The 19,178-nt window shown below is 71.8% G+C and carries 14 protein-coding genes; 2 read left to right on the top strand and 12 right to left on the bottom strand.

All coding sequences use genetic code 11. The features are described 5' to 3' along the window. The first annotated feature begins 22 nt into the window (after positions 1 to 22). Both ACFYZF_RS21055 and ACFYZF_RS21050 read left to right on the top strand, forming a co-directional pair. Complete coding sequence (locus ACFYZF_RS21055) at positions 23 to 982, top strand: zinc-binding alcohol dehydrogenase family protein (RefSeq protein ID WP_387023220.1); 960 nt, start codon at positions 23 to 25, stop codon at positions 980 to 982. Beyond that, complete coding sequence (locus ACFYZF_RS21050) at positions 969 to 5,786, top strand: amino acid adenylation domain-containing protein (RefSeq protein ID WP_387023218.1); 4,818 nt, start codon at positions 969 to 971, stop codon at positions 5,784 to 5,786. Before ACFYZF_RS21055 ends, ACFYZF_RS21050 begins: the two co-directional genes overlap by 14 nt. Positions 5,787 to 5,862: 76 nt before the next feature. Here the strand turns inward: ACFYZF_RS21050 and ACFYZF_RS21045 are convergent, their stop codons facing one another. The 12 genes from ACFYZF_RS21045 to ACFYZF_RS20990 form a co-directional block, all read right to left on the bottom strand. Continuing rightward, positions 5,863 to 6,936, bottom strand: coding sequence for a GNAT family N-acetyltransferase (locus ACFYZF_RS21045; protein ID WP_387023216.1), 1,074 nt, complete (start codon positions 6,934 to 6,936; stop codon positions 5,863 to 5,865). A 1,309-nt stretch (positions 6,937 to 8,245) separates the two neighbouring features. Then, on the bottom strand, positions 8,246 to 9,331 hold the full coding sequence (trpS, locus tag ACFYZF_RS21040; RefSeq protein WP_387023214.1) for a tryptophan--tRNA ligase: 1,086 nt from the start codon (positions 9,329 to 9,331) through the stop codon (positions 8,246 to 8,248). Continuing rightward, positions 9,324 to 9,527 (bottom strand): hypothetical protein, encoded by a 204-nt coding sequence (locus ACFYZF_RS21035; RefSeq protein ID WP_387023213.1) that lies wholly within the window; start codon positions 9,525 to 9,527, stop codon positions 9,324 to 9,326. Before ACFYZF_RS21035 ends, trpS begins: the two co-directional genes overlap by 8 nt. A 55-nt stretch (positions 9,528 to 9,582) precedes the next feature. Then, positions 9,583 to 10,380: an ABC transporter permease gene (locus ACFYZF_RS21030; RefSeq protein WP_387023211.1), complete on the bottom strand. Its 798-nt coding sequence runs from the start codon at positions 10,378 to 10,380 to the stop codon at positions 9,583 to 9,585. 29 nt (positions 10,381 to 10,409) lie between these two features. After that, positions 10,410 to 11,186 carry an ABC transporter permease gene (locus tag ACFYZF_RS21025; protein WP_387023209.1) on the bottom strand — a complete coding sequence of 259 codons (777 nt, stop codon included), beginning with the start codon at positions 11,184 to 11,186 and terminating at the stop codon, positions 10,410 to 10,412. Next, on the bottom strand, positions 11,183 to 12,130 hold the full coding sequence (locus ACFYZF_RS21020) for an ABC transporter ATP-binding protein (RefSeq protein ID WP_387023207.1): 948 nt from the start codon (positions 12,128 to 12,130) through the stop codon (positions 11,183 to 11,185). Before ACFYZF_RS21020 ends, ACFYZF_RS21025 begins: the two co-directional genes overlap by 4 nt. Before the next feature lie 444 nt (positions 12,131 to 12,574). Further along, positions 12,575 to 13,189 (bottom strand): peptide chain release factor H, encoded by a 615-nt coding sequence (gene prfH, locus ACFYZF_RS21015; RefSeq protein ID WP_387023205.1) that lies wholly within the window; start codon positions 13,187 to 13,189, stop codon positions 12,575 to 12,577. Continuing rightward, positions 13,186 to 14,385, bottom strand: coding sequence for an RNA ligase RtcB family protein (locus ACFYZF_RS21010; RefSeq protein WP_387023204.1), 1,200 nt, complete (start codon positions 14,383 to 14,385; stop codon positions 13,186 to 13,188). The genes prfH and ACFYZF_RS21010 overlap by 4 nt, the downstream gene beginning before the upstream one ends. A 279-nt stretch (positions 14,386 to 14,664) precedes the next feature. Beyond that, on the bottom strand, positions 14,665 to 16,368 hold the full coding sequence (locus tag ACFYZF_RS21005; protein WP_387023202.1) for a tetratricopeptide repeat protein: 1,704 nt from the start codon (positions 16,366 to 16,368) through the stop codon (positions 14,665 to 14,667). Between the two features lie 317 nt (positions 16,369 to 16,685). After that, the gene (locus ACFYZF_RS21000) at positions 16,686 to 16,865 is read right to left on the bottom strand and encodes a hypothetical protein (protein WP_350886635.1); all 180 of its coding nucleotides are present in this window, start codon (positions 16,863 to 16,865) and stop codon (positions 16,686 to 16,688) included. A 221-nt stretch (positions 16,866 to 17,086) separates the two neighbouring features. Beyond that, a complete protein-coding gene (locus tag ACFYZF_RS20995; RefSeq protein WP_387023200.1) occupies positions 17,087 to 18,505 on the bottom strand; it encodes an aldehyde dehydrogenase family protein in 1,419 nt (472 codons plus the stop codon). A 208-nt stretch (positions 18,506 to 18,713) separates the two neighbouring features. Beyond that, the gene (locus tag ACFYZF_RS20990) at positions 18,714 to 18,932 is read right to left on the bottom strand and encodes a helix-turn-helix domain-containing protein (protein ID WP_387023406.1); all 219 of its coding nucleotides are present in this window, start codon (positions 18,930 to 18,932) and stop codon (positions 18,714 to 18,716) included. Between the last annotated feature and the right edge of the window lie 246 nt (positions 18,933 to 19,178).

Genomic DNA, 19,178 nt, shown 5'->3' with positions numbered 1-19,178 from the left:
TGGTGTTTCGGTGGGAGGCAGTGTGAAAGCGGTCGTGGTGGAGCGGTTCGGCCCCGCGGAGTCGCTTTCGGCGATCGATTTCGCCGAACCGGTACCGGGTGAGAACGAGGTCCTCGTCCGGGTGGAGAAGGCCGGCGTCAACTTCGCCGACAAGCACGTCGTCGAAGGCTCCTACAGTTACCGGCCCTCGTTGCCGTACATCCCGGGCATCGAGGCGGTCGGCACCGACCCCGACGGGCGGCGGGTCGTCGCGTTGCCCCGTACCGGTGGGGCGTGGGCGGAGTGGGTGGCCGCGCCCGCCGCGACGTTGGTCGCGGTGCCCGACGCCATCACCGACCTGCAGGCGCTCGCGGTGGCCAACCAGGGGTTCGCGGCGTGGCACATCCTGCGGACCGCGGGCCGGATGACCCGGCAGGACACCGTGGTGGTCACCGCCGCCGCCGGGGGCGTCGGATCACTGGCGGTCCAGCTGGCCCGGGCGTGGGGCGCAAAGCGGGTGATCGCGCTCGCGTCCACCGGGACCAAGCGTGACCTCGCGGTCCAGCTCGGCGCCGATGTGGCGCTCGACCCGACCTCCGAGGACCTCGCCGACGAGCTGGCCGCCGCGAACGACGGCAAGCCGGTCGACCTGTACCTGGAGATGTCGGGCGGTGCCGCCCTCGACACCGCGCTCGCGTCGCTGGGGCGGCTCGGCCGACTGGTCACCTACGGCGCGGCCTCGGGCCGGGGCAGCACACCGATCCGCTCCGAGTCGCTGATGCAAGGTTCCCGCAGCGTCGTCGGTTTCTGGGCGAACGACCTGGTCACCCGCTATCCGCGGATCACGGCGGAGACGATGACCGGTCTGTTCGCGATGATCAGCAGGGGTGCCCTGACCCCGGTGACCGAGCACGTGTATCCGCTGGCCGAGGCGGGCAAGGCGCTGACGGCGCTGGCCAACCGGGAGACGACAGGGAAGCTCATCCTCGATGTCACCGGCTGACGGGGAACTGTTCACGTCACCGACCGACGAGGGACTGTTCTCGCTGATCAGCGCGGCAGGGCAGCGCGACCCCGAGCTGGCCGCGATCCGCTCCGGCGACCGGTCGATCAGTTACGCGCGGCTGCTCACCACCGCGTCGTGGCTGGCGGGGCGGTTGCGCGCCGCCGGTGTCGGGCCGGGCGACGTCGTCGCGGTCTGCGCCGGGCGGTCGACCGAGTACCTCCTCGGTATCCTCGCCGCGCTCGCCGCCGACGCGGTGTTCCTGCCGATCGACCCGGAAACGCCACCGGGCCGGGTCGCCGCCGTGCTCGGCGAGGCCGCCCCGGCCGCCGTCCTGCGGGCACCGTCGTCTCCCCTGCCGGTGACGACGACGCCGGTCATCGACCTGGACTGGGCGGCGGCGCCGGCCGCCGCCCCGGTGGCGCAGCCGACGGCGCACGGCGACGATCCGGCGTACCTCATCTACACCTCCGGTTCCACCGGTACGCCCAAGGGGGTGCTCTGCCACCACCGGGGGATCAGCAACCTGCTGGCCGACTTCACGGCGCGGCAGCCGCTCGCCCCGGGCGCGGTCGGCACGATGTGGTCGTCGGTCGGCTTCGACGCGTCGGTGTACGAGATCTTCTCGGTGCTGCTCGCCGGCGGCACCCTGCTGGTCGTACCCGACGACGTGCGGCTGGAGCCGGCGGCGATGTTCGCGCTGATGGCCCGGCACGCGGTGACGACCGCCTACCTGCCACCGGCCGTCCTGTCGTCGCTGGGCACGTGGGTGGACGCGCACCCGGGTGCGCTCACGCTGCGACGGCTGATGGTCGGCGTGGAACCGATCCCGGAGCGGCTCCTGCACGGGATCGCCGCCGCCGTCCCGGGGCTGAAGATCATCAACTCGTACGGGCCGACCGAGGCCCACGTCATCGCCACCGCGTACGACATCACCGGCGACGACCCCGAGCCGGACGACGGCCGGACCCCGATCGGCACGGCGGTACGCGGCGTCACCACGCACGTCCTCGACCCCGACGGCCGCCCGGTCGCCGCCGGGCAGGTCGGCGAGCTGTGGGTCGGCGGGGTCCAGGTGGCGCTCGGTTACCACCGGCGGCCGGAACTCACCCGGGAGCGCTTCGTCCCCGACCCCTTCGACACCGCCCCTTCCGCCCGCCTGTACCGCACCGGCGACCTGGTGAGACACCGCCCCGATGGCAACCTCGTCTACTGCGGACGCGTCGACCGGCAGATCAAACTGCGCGGATTCCGCGTCGAACCGGCCGAGGTGGAAGCGGTGCTCGAACGCCACCCCGGTGTGTCGGGCGCGGTCGTCGTGCAGCCGGAGTCGGCCGCCGAGACGCTCTGCGCCTACGTCACCGGTGCGGGCACGGCGCAATCCCTGCTCGCCCACGCGCGTGAGCTGCTGCCGGACTACATGGTGCCGAACTGGGCGGTCTTCGTCGCCGAGTTCCCCCTGACGGCCAACGAGAAGCTCGACCGGGCGGCCCTTGCCCGGCGTCGCCCACCGATCGCTCCGACCGGCGCCAACGCGCCGCGGACGCCGACCGAGGCGACGCTGGCCCGCCTGTGGGCGGAGGTGCTCGGCGTCGAGGCGATCGACGTGGCCGCCGACTTCACCGCGCTGGGTGGGCACTCGCTGGCCGCGGTGCGGCTGGGCGGGCGGATCCGACGCGACTTCGGGGTCACCCTGACCGTGGCCGACGTCTACCGGCACCGCACCGTGTCCGCCGTCGGCGCGGCCGTCGACGCCCAGGCGGCCACCACCCCGGCGCCGAACGCCGCGCGGCCGAGCCGGCGGATCGGGCCGCTCTCGGCGGCGCAGCAGGCGTTGTTGCTGCTGCACCGGCTGTACCCGAACTGCCAGGCGTACACCCTGGCGGTGCCGCACCGCCTGACCGGTGACCTCGACGTCGCCGCCCTCTCGACGGCGCTGAACCTGCTGGTGGAACGGCATGCGGCGCTGCGCACGATCATCACGACGGTTGGCGACCGGGACGTCCAGCGCGTCGTCGACCACGAGCCGATCGACCTGCCGGTGGTGACGGTGCCGGAGGAGGAACTGGCGAAGCACTGCGCGGCCGAGGTCGCGGCGGCGGACTTCGACCTGTCCGGGGGCCGGCTGTTCCGGGCGGTGCTGTTCCGGATGGGAGCCGACCAGCACGCGTTGTTGCTGCTGGCGCACCACATCGTCACCGACGGCTGGTCGTTCAACGTGATCCAGCGCGATCTCGGGCTGGCGTACGAGGCCGTACGGGCCGGTCGGCCGCCGGCGTGGGAGCCGTTGCCGGCGCAGTTCATCGACCTGGCGGCCGAGCAGCAGACCCCCGGGCACCAGGAGACAGTCACCGCCGAGCTGGACTTCTGGCGGCGGGAACTGGCCGTGATTCCGGCGCCGCTGCGGCTGCCGGTGCAGCGGGTGCGGCCGGCCCGGCCCCGGTTCCGCGGCGGCCGGGTCACGGTGCCGGTACCGGAGTCCACCATGGACGCCGTCCGGGAACTGGCGCGGGCGCTGCACACCACGGTGTTCGCCGTGCTCGTCACCTGCGTCCAGGTGATCGTCGCCCGGTACAGCGGTCGCGGCGAGTTCCTGCTGGGCATGCCGGTGGCGGGGCGTGACGACCTGCGGGCCGAGGACGCGGTCGGGTTCTTCAACAACTCGCTGGCGCTGCGCTGCGAGGTGGCCGACGACGCGACGGTCGCGGAGCTGACCACCGCCACGCACGAGCGGCTCATGGCGGCGTTGGCGCACCCGCATGTCCCGTTCGACGTGCTGGTACGCGAGGTGAACGCCCCCCGTACGCCGGGCGCGAACCCGCTGTTCCAGATGTGGTGCAACATGCTCTCCTACCCGCCGGCGCCGCTGCGGCTGCCCGGCTGTGTGGTCGAGCCGCTGCCGGCGCCGCTGGCCGGGGCGCTGTTCGACCTGTCCTGGTACTTCGTCGAGGACGGCGCCGGCCTGAACGTCGAGGTCGTCTACGACGCCGAGCTCTTCGAGGCCGGCCACGCCCGGGCGATGGCCGAGCACCTGCGCACGCTGCTGCCATTGGCTGCCGCCGCGCCGGACGGCCCGATCCGCGACCTCGACTTCGGGCTGCACGACCCCGGCCGGGCGCCACGACAGTTCGTCGCGCCGGGCCCACGCGTCGTGGACCGGTTCCGGCAGGCCGTGGCGAGGCACGGCGCGGCCCCCGCGATCGGGGACGCGTACTCGTACGCGGAGCTGGACGCGGCGGTCACGGAACTCGCCGCCGGCTGGCGCGGTAAGGGGCCGATCGGCATCGTGGCGGGGCGGACCCCCGCGCTGCCGGTCGGCGTGCTCGCAGCGCTCGCGGCCGACGTTCCGTTCGTGTTGTTCGACGCGGCGCAGCCGCTCGCCCGGTTACGCCGGATGGTCGCGCAGGCGCGGCTCAGCCACTGGTGGGATGCCACCGACGGGCAGTACCCGCAACTGGTCGGGCAGCTCGACGGCGGTGACCGGGGCGCGGGTGCCGACGTCGCCGACGGCACCGCGTACGTCGCCTTCACGTCCGGCACCACCGGCGCGCCCACGGCCATCGCCGCCGGCGAGGAACCGCTGCGGGCATTCCTGGAGTGGTACGTGCCGCGGTTCGGCCTCACCGCGCAGGACCGGTTCGTCCTGTTGTCCGGGGTCGGACATGATCCGCTCTTCCGCGACGTGCTCACGCCGCTGTCCATCGGCGCGCGGCTCTTCGTGCCTCCCCGGGCGGCGTCGGAGTCACAGCTCGCGATGGTGCGGTGGCTCGCCGAGATCGAGCCGACGGTCCTGCACCTGACACCCGCGCTGGGACGGCTGTTGAGCGCCGCGGCGGTCGTCGAGGGAATCACACTGCCGTCGGTACGGCTGGTGGGGTTCGGCGGCGCCGCGATGACGCGCGTGGGGACCGCCGATGCCCGGGTCCTGTTCCCGCAGGCACGGCTCCTGTCGTACTACGGCACCACCGAGACGCCACAGGTGGTGAGCGTGGCCGACCTGGGGACCGACGCGGGCATCGGTTCCGGTGGACCGACCGCGCAGGTGTCGGTGGTCACGCCCTCCGGTGCGCCCGCACCGGTGAACGGCGCGGGCGAGATCGTCGTACGCAGCCCGTACCTCGCCCTGGGTTACCTGGGCGACCCCGCCCGGACGGCGCGACAGTTCCGGCTCGGCGATGGTGTGCGCGAGTACCGCACCGGCGACGTGGGCCACACCCGGCCGGACGGCGCCGTCGTGATCAGCGGGCGGGCGGATCGGCAGATCACCGTCAACGGTCTCCGGGTGGAGCCGGCGGAGCTGGAACTCGTCGCCCGGGAACACCCCCAGGTACGCGACTGCGTGGTGACGACGGCGGTCTGGGCGTCGTCGACCGAGGTCGTCGCGTTCGTGGAAGGCGACCCGGGGGTGCTGACCGGCGACACCGTGCTCCGGCACTTCGCGGAACGGCTGCCGGCGACCATGGTGCCGACCCGGGTGATGGTCCTGCCGGCGTTCCCGTTGACCCCGAACGGCAAGCCGGACATGGCCCGGCTAGCGGACGTCGCGAAGACCGCCACCGGCGCGCCGGCCTCTCCCGTCAAGGGAGCCGCCGCGCTGGTGGCCACGATCACGCAGGTCTGGAGCACGGTGCTGGGCACGCGACCGGCGGGGCCGGAGGTCAACTTCTTCGACTGCGGCGGCACGTCGGCCGACCTGCTGAAGGTGCAGACGGAGCTGTCCCGTCGGCTGTCGCGGGAGGTGGCGCTGCTGGACCTGTTCCGCTATCCGACGATCGCGGGCCTCGCGGCGGCGCTGGCCACCTGACCGCTATCCGTTCCAGGCGGGTGCCGCCGCGACGGCGGGGGCCAGCGTCGCCGGAGTGGGGAAGTCGAGGTTCCCTCTATCTTGTGTTCATTGTGCCGAGTGGCACGGCGACGCTGGTCAGCCGCAGCAGTTCGGCGCCTCGTGCGAGTTTCGCCTCAAGGCTTCCGCGACCGAGTGTCAGCCGTTGCGCCCCCGCCTCGATCGCGAGCCGCAGCGGTTCGTAGACGACCAGATTGAAGTACGAGTACGTACCCGCGGTCCGCTCGTAGTCACAGCCCCAGCACCGCACCCGCCACATCTTGTCCTGTCGCCAGACGACCGTGAACGCGACCGGGTCGCTGCGGCCCGGATCGTCGTCGCCGAACACCGCCAGGCAGGTCGCCTGATCGCCCAATGTCCGCGCGATGCTGGCCAGGTAGTTCTCGTAGTCCTGGACGGTGCCGGCCACCCCGTACTTCAGTTCCACATTCCGCAGCAGCGGCGCCAGACGCCCGTGCCATGCCGACAGATCGACCTCGACGACCCGTAATCCCGCCGCCCGGAACCGCCGCTGCTCCTTGCGGATCATCTCCCGCCGACTCGCAGACCGCGCCGTCAGGTATCCCGGGAAGGAGTCGAAGGACACCGGGATGAACGCCTCGTTGCTCTCCACCAGCACCGGGTCGTCCGCCGCGACCAACGGCAGCACCGCCGCCAGCAGTTCGTCGTCCAACAGCGGAAAGCACGCGAAGTCCAGCCGCTCGGACTGTTCCGTCACCAGCTTCCAGCCGGCTTTCAGCAGGGCGGCCCGCACGGGGCCCGACTCGGCGGCGGGGCTCACCGCGGCCATCGCCGGTGCCCGGCCGAGCGAACCGAGGTAGCAGCCCGTACGCCATCCCCGGGTCGCCTCCGACCCTTCGAGCACCAGCCGAGGATGAGGCGCCACGGCGTACGGCTGCCCGACCGGATAAACCGGAAGGAGGCCCTTCGGGCCCGGCTTCCCGGCCCCGACGACGACATACCTCGCGACGTGGCCCATGGCAGCCAGGGCTCTGTCCACCCGCATCATTTCGAGCTGGTCGATTTGACCCGCCAATGCCGGCCCCACGTCACGCAGAACCGTGAACAAATCCGTGCTGACTGTTACATGACTATCATCAGGCTGCGACATTGTGGGGAATGTTAAGGTCTGCCCTCGGGACTGTCAATGATGTCACCCACATCGCGCGCCGTATTTCAGGAGGCCTGATTGTCGGGTGACCGAACCGGTGCGTTCGGTTAGCGGTCGCGGGGGAGAGGACGACCTCGAAGACGAAAGCGAGGATGCGGAAAGGGGCCTGGCGAAATAGTTTCCCGCCTCGCATCGGTCTGCATCAGAACTGACGAGCGGGGCCACCGGCGTAACGTCGGCAGGCCAGTGGACGCGCGGTGATTCCTCGAATGCGCCGAGGTTCGCATCGATCAACAGCGGAGCCGTCGAATATGTCGGCATGGCAAGACGCAGGATCATTGCGTTGTCGCGGGTGCGGTCCCCGGTCAGGGCCCCGGCAAAGTCGTGAGGGTCTCCGGCTTGGCAGGCGCCCGGGGATGCGCGCGCTGCCGGCATCATCGGCCCCTGCCGGGTCGGTCTGCCCTGCGTTGGTCCCTATGGAGCTGCCCCGTTTGTGCGGTCGGTGGAGTGGGAACGTGGACGGGGCAACTCCATAGGGGCCGAAGGGCAGGTCCCCGACCGGGGGTGGGGGCGATCGTCAGGTCGCCGCCCGACTGCCCGGCGCACGGGGCGGCATGGGGAGGGGCGGCCGTAGCCGCGGCCTTCCCCGGCATTTGGGCGAAATGTGGAACAGCTGAGGTTCGGCGGAACCGAGGCCCCGGGCCCCCGTACGGCGCACCACTACCAGGAGCGCCATTTCCGACGGCACGACTGACCGCGCGGGAGATCTTGGTAGAAAATGGCCCCCGGAGGGGCCAATTCCTTCCATGATCTCCTGCCATCCTGAGATGCGGAACGGGATTCCCGGAAGGTGGATGAACTTCGGGCGGGACCGGACACCTCGCGACTTTGCCGGGGCTCTGGGTCCCCGGTCGGCCGGGGACCGTGGCCCGGCGGAGCTGCGGGCGCGGCGGCTCGATGCCGTGGGGCACCGCCTATGGAGCTGAGTCGTTCACGTCATCACCGCCGGTCGGGTCGCCGCCGTCGCGTTACCCACCGCCCCGTCGGGTCGCTTGCGGTCGCCGATCGCGGCGGGCGTGGGTGATGTCGTATTCGACTCAACTCCATAGGCGCCGGGAGGCGTACCTGCCGCGGAGCGGCGCCCACGCCAGGAACCCCCGGACTCCCTGATCAAGCGCTCCCGCCCGACTTCGCAATCGCCCCGGGGCCAGCATGCTTCGCTGCGGCATCCGCCACGGCCGGGCCCCGGGTAGTGGGGACCTCCAAGTACCGCGAGGTCTGACGCGACACCCGGCCACCCGCACCGGGGTCAGGCGTTCCCGAGCGGGTAGTAGTCGGTGCCCATGAGCCGGCGGACGTCGGTGAGGGTCTGTCGCGCGATCCCGGAAGCGTGTTCGTTCCCCGTCTTGAGGACGGACATCAGGTGACCGGGATCAGTCAGCAGCGCGCTGCGGCGCTCGCGGATCGGGCGGAAGAACTCGTTCACCGCCTCCGTCACGGCCTTCTTCAGCCCGGCACCGCCGCTGTCGGCGCAGGCGGCGGCGAACTCCTCGGGACTCTGGCCCGCCGCCAGAGAGCCCAGCAGCACCAGGTTGGAGACCTCCGGTCGCTGATCGGGATCGTAGGTGACCTCCCTGATCGAGTCGGTCTTCGCACCCTTGATCAGTTTTGCGGTCTGCTCGGCCGTGGCGCCGAGGTTGATGGAGTTGTTGAGGCTCTTGCCCATCTTCTTGCCGTCGACCCCCAACAGCAGAGGGGCGTTGCTGAGCAGGATCTCAGGCTCCGGGAAGTAGGCCTTACCGGCACCGAACCGCTCGTTGAACCGCCGGGCGATGTCCCGCGTCACCTCCACGTGCGGCAACTGGTCCTTCCCGCCGGGCACCAGGTTGCCCTTGCAGAACAGAATGTCTGCGGCCTGGTGAACCGGGTAGGTGAACATCAGGCCATTCACCTGCGGCCGGTTGGAGGAACGAATCTCTTCCTTGACAGTTGGGTTCCGCTGCAACTCGCTGACCGAAACCAGGCTCAGGAACGGCAACATCAACTGATTCAGCTCAGGTACGTAACTGTGCGCGAAGATCGTGCACCGCTCGGGATCGAGCCCGATGGCGAGATAGTCGGCCATGCATTCGAGGACGTTCTGGCCGATCTCGGCGCTGATGTCACGATCCGTGAAGACCTGGTAGTCGGCGAGCAGGACGAACAGCTCGACGCCGAGGTCCTGCAGGCGGAGCCGGTTCTGCAGAGTGCCGAAGTAGTGACCGACGTGCAACCGTCCGGTGGGGCGCTCCCCCGTCAGCATCCGGAACCGCTCGGGATGCTCCGAAATCTCCCGCACCAGGGCAGGGTTACGGGCTATCGCCGCAGCGAGCGGGGCATTCGGAGCCTCAGTCATCGGGCAAGTGTAATCGTGTCGAGCAGGTGTGGTCGACGGGCGGGTGGCCGGGCAGGGTGGCCGAACTGAAACTGTTGTCGGTCGCGATGTCGGCCGACAGTTGGGAAAGGACGTCGGCGAAGACCCTGAGCCCCTCGTCCGCCGGCAGGCCCGCAAGGTTGGCGGTGACGACGCCCCGGCTCGACGTCACGTTCATCGAGTGCGCCTCAGCCTCCGGCCTCGAACTCGTGGTCGCAGTAGCGTCCGTGCGCTCAGCTTCCGAACTCCAGACTGCCGTCGGCGCGACCCTTGGTGACCACGCGGTTGATCGAGACGGTGGCCAGGGCGAACCAGCCGATGCCGACGAGCGCCTCCAGCGCGAGCCTCGGCCACACCTCGGACCAGGCGCCACCGGCGAGAACGGCACGGATGGCTTGCAGTCCGTTGGTCAACGGGAACAGGTGGAGAACCGGTTGCAGCCAGGTGGGCCAGAAGGAGATCGGGACGTTCACGCCGCAGAAGGCCATGATGGGCAGGTAGCCGAGGTTCAGCACGATCACCTGCAGGCTGCGGTAGCGCACGGCGAGACCGGCCAGGAAGCAGCCGTAGCAGTAGCAGCTGAGCGCGACGAGAAGGATGATCGCCACCGCGGGCAACGCCTCCGGCCACGGCAGCGGTACGCCCAGCAACGGTGGCAGGACGAGCCAGCCGATGACAGAGCTGGCGATACCACTGGCGAGCCAGTGCAGACCGCGCCCGAGGTAGACGGGTACGTGGCTGGTCGGGGCTATCGCGAGCAGCGGCAGGGTGCCTAGCCGGCGCTCACCGGCCATCGTCAGCACGACGATCATCGACTCCAGGCACGAGAGCGCGACGATGTTGCCCACCAGCACGAACTGCATGGTGGCGTCGTCGGCGACGAACTTCCCGATCAACGCGAAGAACGTCACCTGCGCCAGCAGCCGTGCCACCCAGCCGAACAGCCAGGTGCGCCACGTGTGCACCGTTCGCATCTCCGCGATCGAGAACAGCAGCGACTGGTGGCCGAGGCGCAGCCAACCGGTACCCAACGAGGAAGCTCGGAGAGGAGATGGACTGTTCATGAGTGACCCACGTGTGCCGTCTCGCGGCTCTGGTCGATGATTCGGTTGATGAGCAGGACCCCGGCGACCAGCGCCGCCGTGCCGAGACCGACCGTCATGGCGATCCAGGCCGGCCATGCCTCCGGCAGGTCCCCGCTCATCGAGCCGCGCAGCAGATCGGCGCTCCACGACAGGAAGATGACCCGGCTGACCGGTTCCAGCCAGCCTGGCAGGAGCGCGACCGGCACCAGGACCCCGCCGAGAATGTAGAACGGGTAGGTGAGGGCGTTCTGGAACACGTGCAGCGCGCGCGACTTGATGAACACGGCGGCGAGCAGGGTGGCGGTACCGGCCATCGCGAAGCAGGTGGCCAGGATGGCCACGGCGAACACGCCAGGTCGTTCGAGTGGTACGTCGGCTCCGAATCCGACGACTGCCACCAGCCATGATTCGAAGAAGGTCAGCGCGCCGGCCAGGATGACGACTCCGATCCGCCCGAACACCACGAGGCTCACCGGAGTCAGCGAGGCGACCAGCAGTTCCATCCGCCCGGCCCACCGCTCCTCTTCGATGATCGAGGCGGCCAGGTCCAGCGACATCAGCCAGAGCCCGATCAGGCCCGGCGCGAGTACGCCGTTCACCAGCGTCCCCGACCGTTGGCCGCTCACGACGAGGGACAGGAAGATGACGCTGAACAGCGGCGAGGTCAGCAGGATCAGCAGGTGGCCCGGGCTGCGCCGGGTGATGGCGAGCTGCAACCGGAAGGCCGCGGCGATGACCCGTAGCGCGTTCACACCGACATCGCTCTCGTGCCGATCAGCCGCAGGTACACGTCCTCAAGCGTGGGCTCGCTTCGGCGCGCCGACAGGACACCCCGCTCGATCAGCCACATCAGCAGCCGTGCCACGTCCGTGGGTTCCCTCAGCAGCGCCCGGTGGCCGCCGTCACGTGGTTCGACGCTCTCCACGAACGCCAACTCCGACACCTGGGCCAGCACCGCCGGGTCGTCGCAGGTGAAGTCGACGCACTCGCGGGCATCCAGGTACCGGCCGATGTGTCTGGTCGGTTCGTCGAGCACGAGCCGGCCGCGGTCGATGAGGGTGACCCGGTCACAGAGGGCCTCGGCCTCGGCCATGTCATGCGTGGTGAGAAAAACGGTGCGCCCTTCCTGCCGCAGTTCCCGCACGAGTGCGCGGAAATCACGGGCGGCGACCGGATCCATACCGATGGTCGGCTCGTCGAGGAATAGAATCCGGGGTCCGTGTATCAGCCCACGAGCAAGGTGCAGTCGCTGTTTCATTCCGCGGGAGAATGTCTCCACGGGTTCGTCCGCCCGGTCGGCGAGCCCCATCCGCTCAAGCAGTTCGGAGCAGCGGGTCCGAGCGGTACGGCGGTCCAGCCGATAAAGCGCGGCCCAAAAGGCGAGATTCTGTCGCGCGCTGATCCGGGGATACAGTCCCCGCTCGCCACCGAATACGACACCGACGTTTTCCCGGACCGTCTGCGGATCGGTGACCAGGTCTTTCCCGAGCACCCTCGCGGTACCGGAGGTGGGCAGGAGGACAGTGGAGAGGATCTTGACAAGTGTGGTCTTGCCCGCTCCGTTCGGCCCCAGCAGGCCGAGGACCTCACTGTCGTCGACAGTCAGCGTGACGCCACCGAGAGCGACGGTCTCCTCGGCCTTGCGCCGTGTTCGGTACGTGCGGACCAACTCGCGGATTTCAACAACCGCTGGCATTCAGATTCCTTTGTCGCGATACTGGTCTGCCCGACGCTCGGCACGCGGGCACCCCGCCGTCCTGACAGCCGGCCCGGTTGGCATGGCCAATATAGACGGCGGCGCGGGGGTTGGGAAGTCGCTGATACCGTCGTCCAGGCTTCCGCATCGGGAGTTACTCAGCGCAATTCTTGCGATACTGAAACCGCTGTTGCGGCGCGCGAGGGCGGAACGCGTGAACAATCCAATGTGGCATACGCTCAGGTCGGCACCGGCCGAGATCGTGCTCGTAGTCGACTTCAGTGCCGACGCCGGCCGCGAGGCCGCCGGGTTCAGCGACCGGGTCCCGCTGCCTCCGTCGGGGAGCTGGCCCGGTGGCTCGCGGCGCGGTGAAGGCAGGCGGTGGGGCGCGATTTCCCACGCGCCCACGGGTGGCGTCGACGACCGGCGGGACCAGGCGCCGCCCTACGTCTGCGGACGTTCGACACGGGTGGGGTTGCCGCGTACGAGCTCGTCGTGGATACGCCAGCGGGCGGTGGTCACGGCACGTCCTGCCGTTTCGTCGCCCTGCTCGATGCGTCGTCGCAGCAGTTGCACGGCGATGCGCCGGTTGAGGCTGAACTGCCGCTCCGTGTCGACCACGACGACGAGCCCCGAGGGACGGTGGGTCGCCCGTACCGCCGTGCTGGCCTTGTTCCGGTGTTGACCGCCGGGTCCGCCGGTGCGACAGGCGACGAAGTCGACATCCCTCTCCGCGAACGCCGTGTGCGGGGTGTCGACCTGGCACGGTCGGGCGATGACGTACCAGTTCTTCCGGCCGGCGTCGGCCCGGTAGGGGCTGGGCGCCTGCCAGCACAGAGTTCCGGTCCACGCCTCGGCGAACGCCTCGGCGCCGGCACCGGAGATCCGGACCAGGACCGACCGGTAGGTGCCGGGCCGGTCACCGGGGACGGTCTCGACCCGACGGACCGCCAGGCTCTGCCGGGTGCCGTCGGCCTCCAGGCGGCGCAACAACCGGGCCAGCGCCCACGCGCACTCGCGCGGGCCACGCCCGGCCGACATGAGCAGGTGGACGCTCACGGCCGGCCTCGCCGGTGGCGGTGCTCCCGGCGATCCCGTGGGGGCACGGACCCGAGGTCGGGCGTCTTGTAGGTGACCAGGGGAACCGTGGCGGCGACGGGGGTGGCCAGGTCGTGGTCGACGAGGTCGGAGATCACCTGCTCGATGCGTTTGTAGGCGGTCGGGGCCTCCTCGAACAGCAGTTGGCGGTCGCCGCACACCACCAGCGACCCCATCGGCGTGCGGCGCAGCTCCTCGATCGTGTGCTTGGCCCGACCCCGGCGCAGGGCGTCGGCGCGCGACATCTTGCGGCCCGCGCCGTGCGCCACGGAACGGTTGGCGTCCGGTCCGGCGTGGGCGGCCACCAGGTAGGAACGGGTGCCTCGGGTGCCGGCGACGAGCACGTCGCGGCCGTCGCCCGGCGCCGCCCCCTTGCGGTGCAGGTAGACCCCGTCGCGGACCTCGACCAGGTTGTGGCACTCGTCGACGATCGGCTCGGTGGGCTCGGCTCCCAGGGCGTGGGCGACCCGGGCGGCCATGAGCCGCCGGTTGAGCGAGCCCCAGCGTACGGCCTCGTCATGCATCCTCAGGTAGGCCTCGGGATCCGGGGCGGGACCCGCGCCGTGGACCTCGGTGTGCGAACGCAGGATCCGTTCGCCCAGCCCCCGCGAACCACTGTGGACGATGAGCACGAGGTCGCCGGCGGCGAGCCCGAGCCGGTTCGCGTGGTCCGGTTCGAAGACGGTGTCGATCCGTGCCAGCTCGACGAAGTGGTTACCCCGACCGACCGTCCCGAGGCCCTCCACGTGGCCGGCGGGAATATCGCCCGTCACGACGGCCCAGGCCGGGTCGTCGGCATCACGCTCGGGGTCCAACGCGCGGTCGAGGTCGGGAAACCGGGCGGCGAGGCGCTCGGGCACGGCACGCCTGAGCTTGAGCGGGAACACGGCGATGCCGCAGCCGATGTCGGAGCCCACCAGGAACGGGTACAACAGGGTCGAGGCCATGGCGGCGCCGATCGGGGCGCCCTTGCCGGGGTGCAGGTCCGGCATGGCGGCGACGTGGATCATGCCGTCGAGGGCGGCCACCTGGTGGCACTGCGCGAGGGCGTCGGACTCGATCCAGCTCGTGGGGGAGGCGAACACGGTGACGGTGGCCGAACCCGGGGCCGGGGTGGACCGCGGCAGGGAACCCTGCCGGAAGGGTGGCTGAGACAAGGACGCTCACTTCGCCGAAAGTGGTCATGGACGGACGGCACGACGGCGCGGGTCGGCGCCGTGAGGCCGTGGAGCAACTGGGTGCGGTCCGTCAGAACGTCATGGACCCACCCTCCCGGAGCCCGCCGCGCGCCGCAAGCGCTTTTCGGGCGGGTGCGCCGCCCGGGTGGTTGCGCCCGTGGTGCGTCGGCGTCGGCGGGCGCCCGTCGGAGGAGCGGGCGACGGCCAGCCGGTGCACCACCGACCGCGGGCGCGACCGTCAGCCGGTTTTGCTCGCGGTCATCCGGCCATCGCGCGGCGGCAGCGGTCGAGTTCCGTGCGCAGGTCACGCCGTAGCGCCCGGTCGAGGCCGGGCTGGGCGAGCGCGTGGGTGAAGTCCCGGGCGGCCTCGTCCCACCGTCGCAGTCGCATCAGCGCCGTGCCCCGGTTGTAGCGGGGCACCGGCGCGGCCGACAGCGCCACGGCCCGGTCCAGGTCGGCCACGGCGGCGGAAACGTCGCCGCGTTCGAACCGGACGGCGGCCCGGTTAGTCCAGGCCTCGACCAACTCCGGATCTCCGGCCAGCGCCCGGGTGAGCAGTTCGTCTGCCTCGGCGAGGCCGCCACGCTCCGAACGGATCAGCCCGAGGGTGCACAGCAGCGCCGGCTCCTGCGGGACCAGCGCCAGGCCGGCTCGCGCGCCGGCCTCGGCCGCGTCGAGCGCGCCGCGTTCCAAGTGCAGGTTGACCAGGGCGATCCGGGCGTCGAGGTGCCCGGGGTCGATGGCGAGCACGCGGTCCAGGTCCGCGCGCGCCCGCTCGGTGCGGCCCCGCTCCTGCTGGAGCACGGCCCGGTTGTAGTACGCCTCGGGCAGGTGCGGTCCCAGGCGGATCGCGGTGTCGTAGTCCTTGATCGCGGCCGGGGCCCGCCCCGCCGCGCGGTGCAGGGCGGCCCGGTCCACGTAGTACTCGCAGTTGCCGGGATCGTGGGCGATCACGGTGTCGAGATCGGCCAGCGCCTGCGCCGGATCGCCGAGGGCCAGGTGCACCTGCGCCCGGTTGTGGCGCAGCCGGGCCAGGTCCTGCGGGCGTTCGCCGGGGCCCAGCACCGCCGTCAGCCTGGCCAGCCCGTCGTCGATCAGCCGCAGCGCGAGGACGGGCTCGCCCGCCCTGCTGTCCAGCAGCGCCAGGCCCTGCTCGTAGAAGACGGTGGACAGCATCCGCTGCCGCGGGTCGTCCAGGCCGGCGGCGAGGTGCACCGCCCGCTCCAGCCACTGTCGCGCCTGCGCCGGGTCCTGGTCGGCCGCCGGCAGGTGCCGGGCGTACAGCATGGCGGTGGCGTACGCGGCCGACATGGTGATCTTCGGGTCGTCGGTGGCGGCGCGCGCCTCCCGGTAGAGGTCGAGCGCCTCGGTGGCCTCGCCCAGCGCCGCCAGGGCGGTGGCCAGGCCGGTGGTGAACGCCCACCAGTGCGGCAGGTCGCCGTCCGGGGTCACCGTGGCGCGCCCGCGCCGTGCCACCCGGGCCGCGTGGTGGTAGAAGCCGCGGGCCAGGCCCTCGCCGAGGGCCGTGCGCGTCGCCTCCGGCGTCGGGTCGGCCGCAGCCGGTTCGCGGTCGCCGCCGTCGCGCAGGTCCAGGCGTACCAGGGACGACCCGAGCCGGCGGGCCAGCGCGTCCAGCAGCTCGCGGGTGGTCTCGTCGGCGCTGGCGACGTGGTCGAACCGGACCGTGACCGGGCGTCGGAGCTTGTCCGCCCAGGCAGCCACGAACTCCGTCGCGCCGTAGGCCAGGCAGGCGGTGCGGCGGGCGGGATGGAACCGGATCGGCTCCTCCTCGGCGACCGGCCGTGCCGCGTGGTCGAGCCGGGGTGCGATGGCGTACAGCTCGACCTCGTGACGGGCTGCCAGGCGGGGCCGTTCGGCGGCGATCCGGCCGAGGAAGTCCGCGACTCCGGCGTACGGCCCGTAGGCGCGGTGGCAGTCGTAGCGGCCCGGATCGCCGGTCACGGCCGGGCCGGCCGCCGCCGTGGCGGGCGCCCGAGAGCGCCCGCCGTGCCCGGAACTACCAGCACCACTCGATCCAGAGCCGACGGGCACCGGACACCAGGCGCAGCGCGCTCGTGCGGCGGACAGTCATCTTCTTCATGGGGAACCTCCACTATGAGTCGCTTCAGGACTGAGGCAGAGCGTAAACCCGATCAAGGAGAATATGAAGACCGCTCGCGACCAATCTGGTGCGGCCCGTCCGAGGGGCCGACCGGTGGGGTGGAGCGCGGTGCGCAGCCGTCGACGACGATCAGCACCGCCCCCGGTCGACCGCGCGGTCAGGGCCGCTGTTCGTCGTCGCCCACCGTCTCGATCTCACCGTCATGCTGGTAGCGCACGGCCAGGTGCTCGTCCGGCTGCTTCGCCTCCGCGAGGGTGTGGTGCGGGTCGCCGTCGGGGGAGAAGAGGACGCGGTCGGTCTTGGCGCTCTTCTCCTGCTCTTCCTCCGGTTCGGTCATCAGTCGCCTCCCGCTGCTCAGTCTCCGGCCCCGTGCCGGGGGATGCCCCACTGACAACGCTACGACGCCGCGCTCGCCCACAGGCGCGATCGGCGACTCTCGCGGGACATGGCCCGGCCCCGGCGGCTCGGGGCGGCGTACCGCGCCGGGCCCGCCTGGTTCGTGTGGAAGACGTCCACGGCGCTCAGGGTGACCATGTCGTGCCCGGGCGACCAGCGCCCTCATCGCTGGATCGCCTTGGTCTGGAGGAACTCGTCCAGCCCGTGGCTGCCCAGCTCCCGGCCGAGGCCGGACTGCTTGTAGCCGCCGAACGGGGCGAGCGGGTTGAACGGTGCGCCGTTGACGTCGACCGCGCCGGTACGCATCCGCCGCGCGACCCGCACCGCCCGCTCCTCGTCGCCGGACCAGACCGCGCCGGCCAGCCCGTACCGGGAGTTGTTGGCCACCGCGACGGCGTGCTCGTCGTCGTCGACCGGGATCACCGCCAGCACCGGCCCGAAGACCTCCTCCTGGGCCAGCGCGCTGTCCGGGTCGACGTCGGCGATCACTGTGGGGGCGACGAAGAAGCCGCGCTCCGGGACCGGCGCGTCCGGTCCGCCGAAGACCAGCCGGCCCCCGTCGGCCAGGCCCCTCTCGATGTGGTCGCGCACCCGCTGCCGCTGGGCCGCCGAGACGAGCGGGCCGAGCCGAGTGGCCGGGTCGAACGGGTCGCCGAGCCGGTACCCCTCGGCGGCCCGCGCGGCGAGGGCGAGGGCCTCGTCGTACCGGCTGCGGTGCACCAGCATCCGGGTCCAGGCCGTGCAGGCCTGCCCGGAGTTGAGGAACGCGTTGCCGACGCCTACCTTCACGGCGGTGGCCAGGTCGGCGTCGTCGAGGATCACGTTGGCCGACTTGCCGCCGAGCTCCAGCGCGACCCGGGCGATGCGGTCCGCGGCGAGGTGGGAGATCCTCCGGCCGACGGCCGTGGACCCGGTGAAGGAGACCATGTCGACGTCCGGGTGGGCGGCGATGGCCTCCCCGACCACCGGGCCGGTGCCGGTGACCAGGTTGACCACGCCGGGCGGCAGGCCGGCCTCGTCGATCGCGTCGAAGAGCAGGTACGCCACCAGCGGCGTCAGCTCGCTCGGCTTGAGCACCACCGTGCAGCCGGCGGCCAGCGCCGGGGCGAGCTTGGCCACGACCTGGTGCAGCGGGTAGTTCCACGGGGTGATCGCGCCGACGACGCCGACCGGTTCGCGTACCACCAGCGAGTGGCCGACGGTCTGCTCGGCCGGCGGCCGGGCGGCCAGCTCGACGTAGCTGCGCAGGACGGCGAGGGGGAGCCCGGCCTGCACCTGGGTGGCCATCTTGAGCGGGGTGCCCAGCTCGCACGCGATGGTCCGGGCGATGTCGTCGGCGCGGGCGGTGAGCGCGTCGTGCAGCCGGCCCAGGCCCGCCGCCCGGTCGGCGGGGGCGGCGGCGGCCCAGCCGTCGAACGCGGCGCGGGCGGCGGAGACGGCCCGGTCCACGTCGTCCGCGGTGCCGGCCGGCACCGTCGCGATGATCTCCTCCGTCGCCGGGTTCCGCACCGGCAGGGTTTCCGGGCAGGACGCCGCGACCCAGCGGCCGTCGAGGTGGAAGTCGGTCCGTGCGAGATCCATCGAGCCCCTCACGTGCGTCGGCCGGAACCTAGCAGTGGAAGTTCGGACTCTAGTGCGTGGCGGCGGCCGGCGGGAGGGGTGGCAGTGGGCCGAGGGGCCGCCCGTAGGTGCGTGACCACGCGCCTCCGGGCCCGATCCGGCCGGCGGCGACGGGACGCCCGCCCGTCGGGCTGCCACGGGTGGCTCGCCCACGGCCGCCGGGCGAGGGTCAGCCGTCGGTGCCGCTGACCCTCGGCTGTCTGTGATCGGTCACCCGGAGCCCGACACCGCGCACCGCGACGACGGTGACGCCGGTGCCGAGCTCGCCAAGCTTGCGCCGCAACCGCTTCGCCAGGGACTGCACGTCCGCCGTGCGCTGGCGTCCCTCGGCCCGCCAGACCGATCGGTGCAGCTCGGCGTAGCTCCAGACCCGGACCGGCTCGGTGATCAGGCAGGCCAGCAGGTCGTGTTCGAGCCGGGTGAGGGGGACCTCGCGGTCCCGGCAGCGGGCGGTGAGCCGGGCCGGGTCGATCCGCAGGGTGTCGTCCGGCGCCGCCCGCGCGGCGGCGGGGGCCCGCGCCCGCCCCCCCCCCGGCGGGGGGGGGGGCCCCGCGGGCCCCCCCCCCCCCCGCCCCCCCCCCCGGGGGGGCCCCCCCCCCCCCCGCGCCCGGCCCGCGCCGGGGGCCGCGGCCCC

It is taken from the genome of Micromonospora sp. NPDC001898, from assembly GCF_042891255.1.
Taxonomy (GTDB): Bacteria; Actinomycetota; Actinomycetes; order Mycobacteriales; family Micromonosporaceae; genus Micromonospora.
This window is presented reverse-complemented; position numbering and strand designations above follow the sequence as displayed.

What these genes read in the sequence shown, in the direction of transcription:
- ACFYZF_RS21045 (WP_387023216.1), bottom strand. Translation starts at nt 6,936, where the DNA reads ATGTCGCAGCCTGATGATAGTCATGTAACAGTCAGCACGGATTTGTTC.
- ACFYZF_RS21020 (WP_387023207.1), bottom strand. Translation starts at nt 12,130, where the DNA reads ATGCCAGCGGTTGTTGAAATCCGCGAGTTGGTCCGCACGTACCGAACA.
- ACFYZF_RS21000 (WP_350886635.1), bottom strand. Translation starts at nt 16,865, where the DNA reads ATGACCGAACCGGAGGAAGAGCAGGAGAAGAGCGCCAAGACCGACCGC.
- ACFYZF_RS21050 (WP_387023218.1), top strand. Translation starts at nt 969, where the DNA reads ATGTCACCGGCTGACGGGGAACTGTTCACGTCACCGACCGACGAGGGA.
- ACFYZF_RS21035 (WP_387023213.1), bottom strand. Translation starts at nt 9,527, where the DNA reads ATGAACGTGACGTCGAGCCGGGGCGTCGTCACCGCCAACCTTGCGGGC.
- ACFYZF_RS20995 (WP_387023200.1), bottom strand. Translation starts at nt 18,505, where the DNA reads ATGGATCTCGCACGGACCGACTTCCACCTCGACGGCCGCTGGGTCGCG.
- trpS (WP_387023214.1), bottom strand. Translation starts at nt 9,331, where the DNA reads ATGACTGAGGCTCCGAATGCCCCGCTCGCTGCGGCGATAGCCCGTAAC.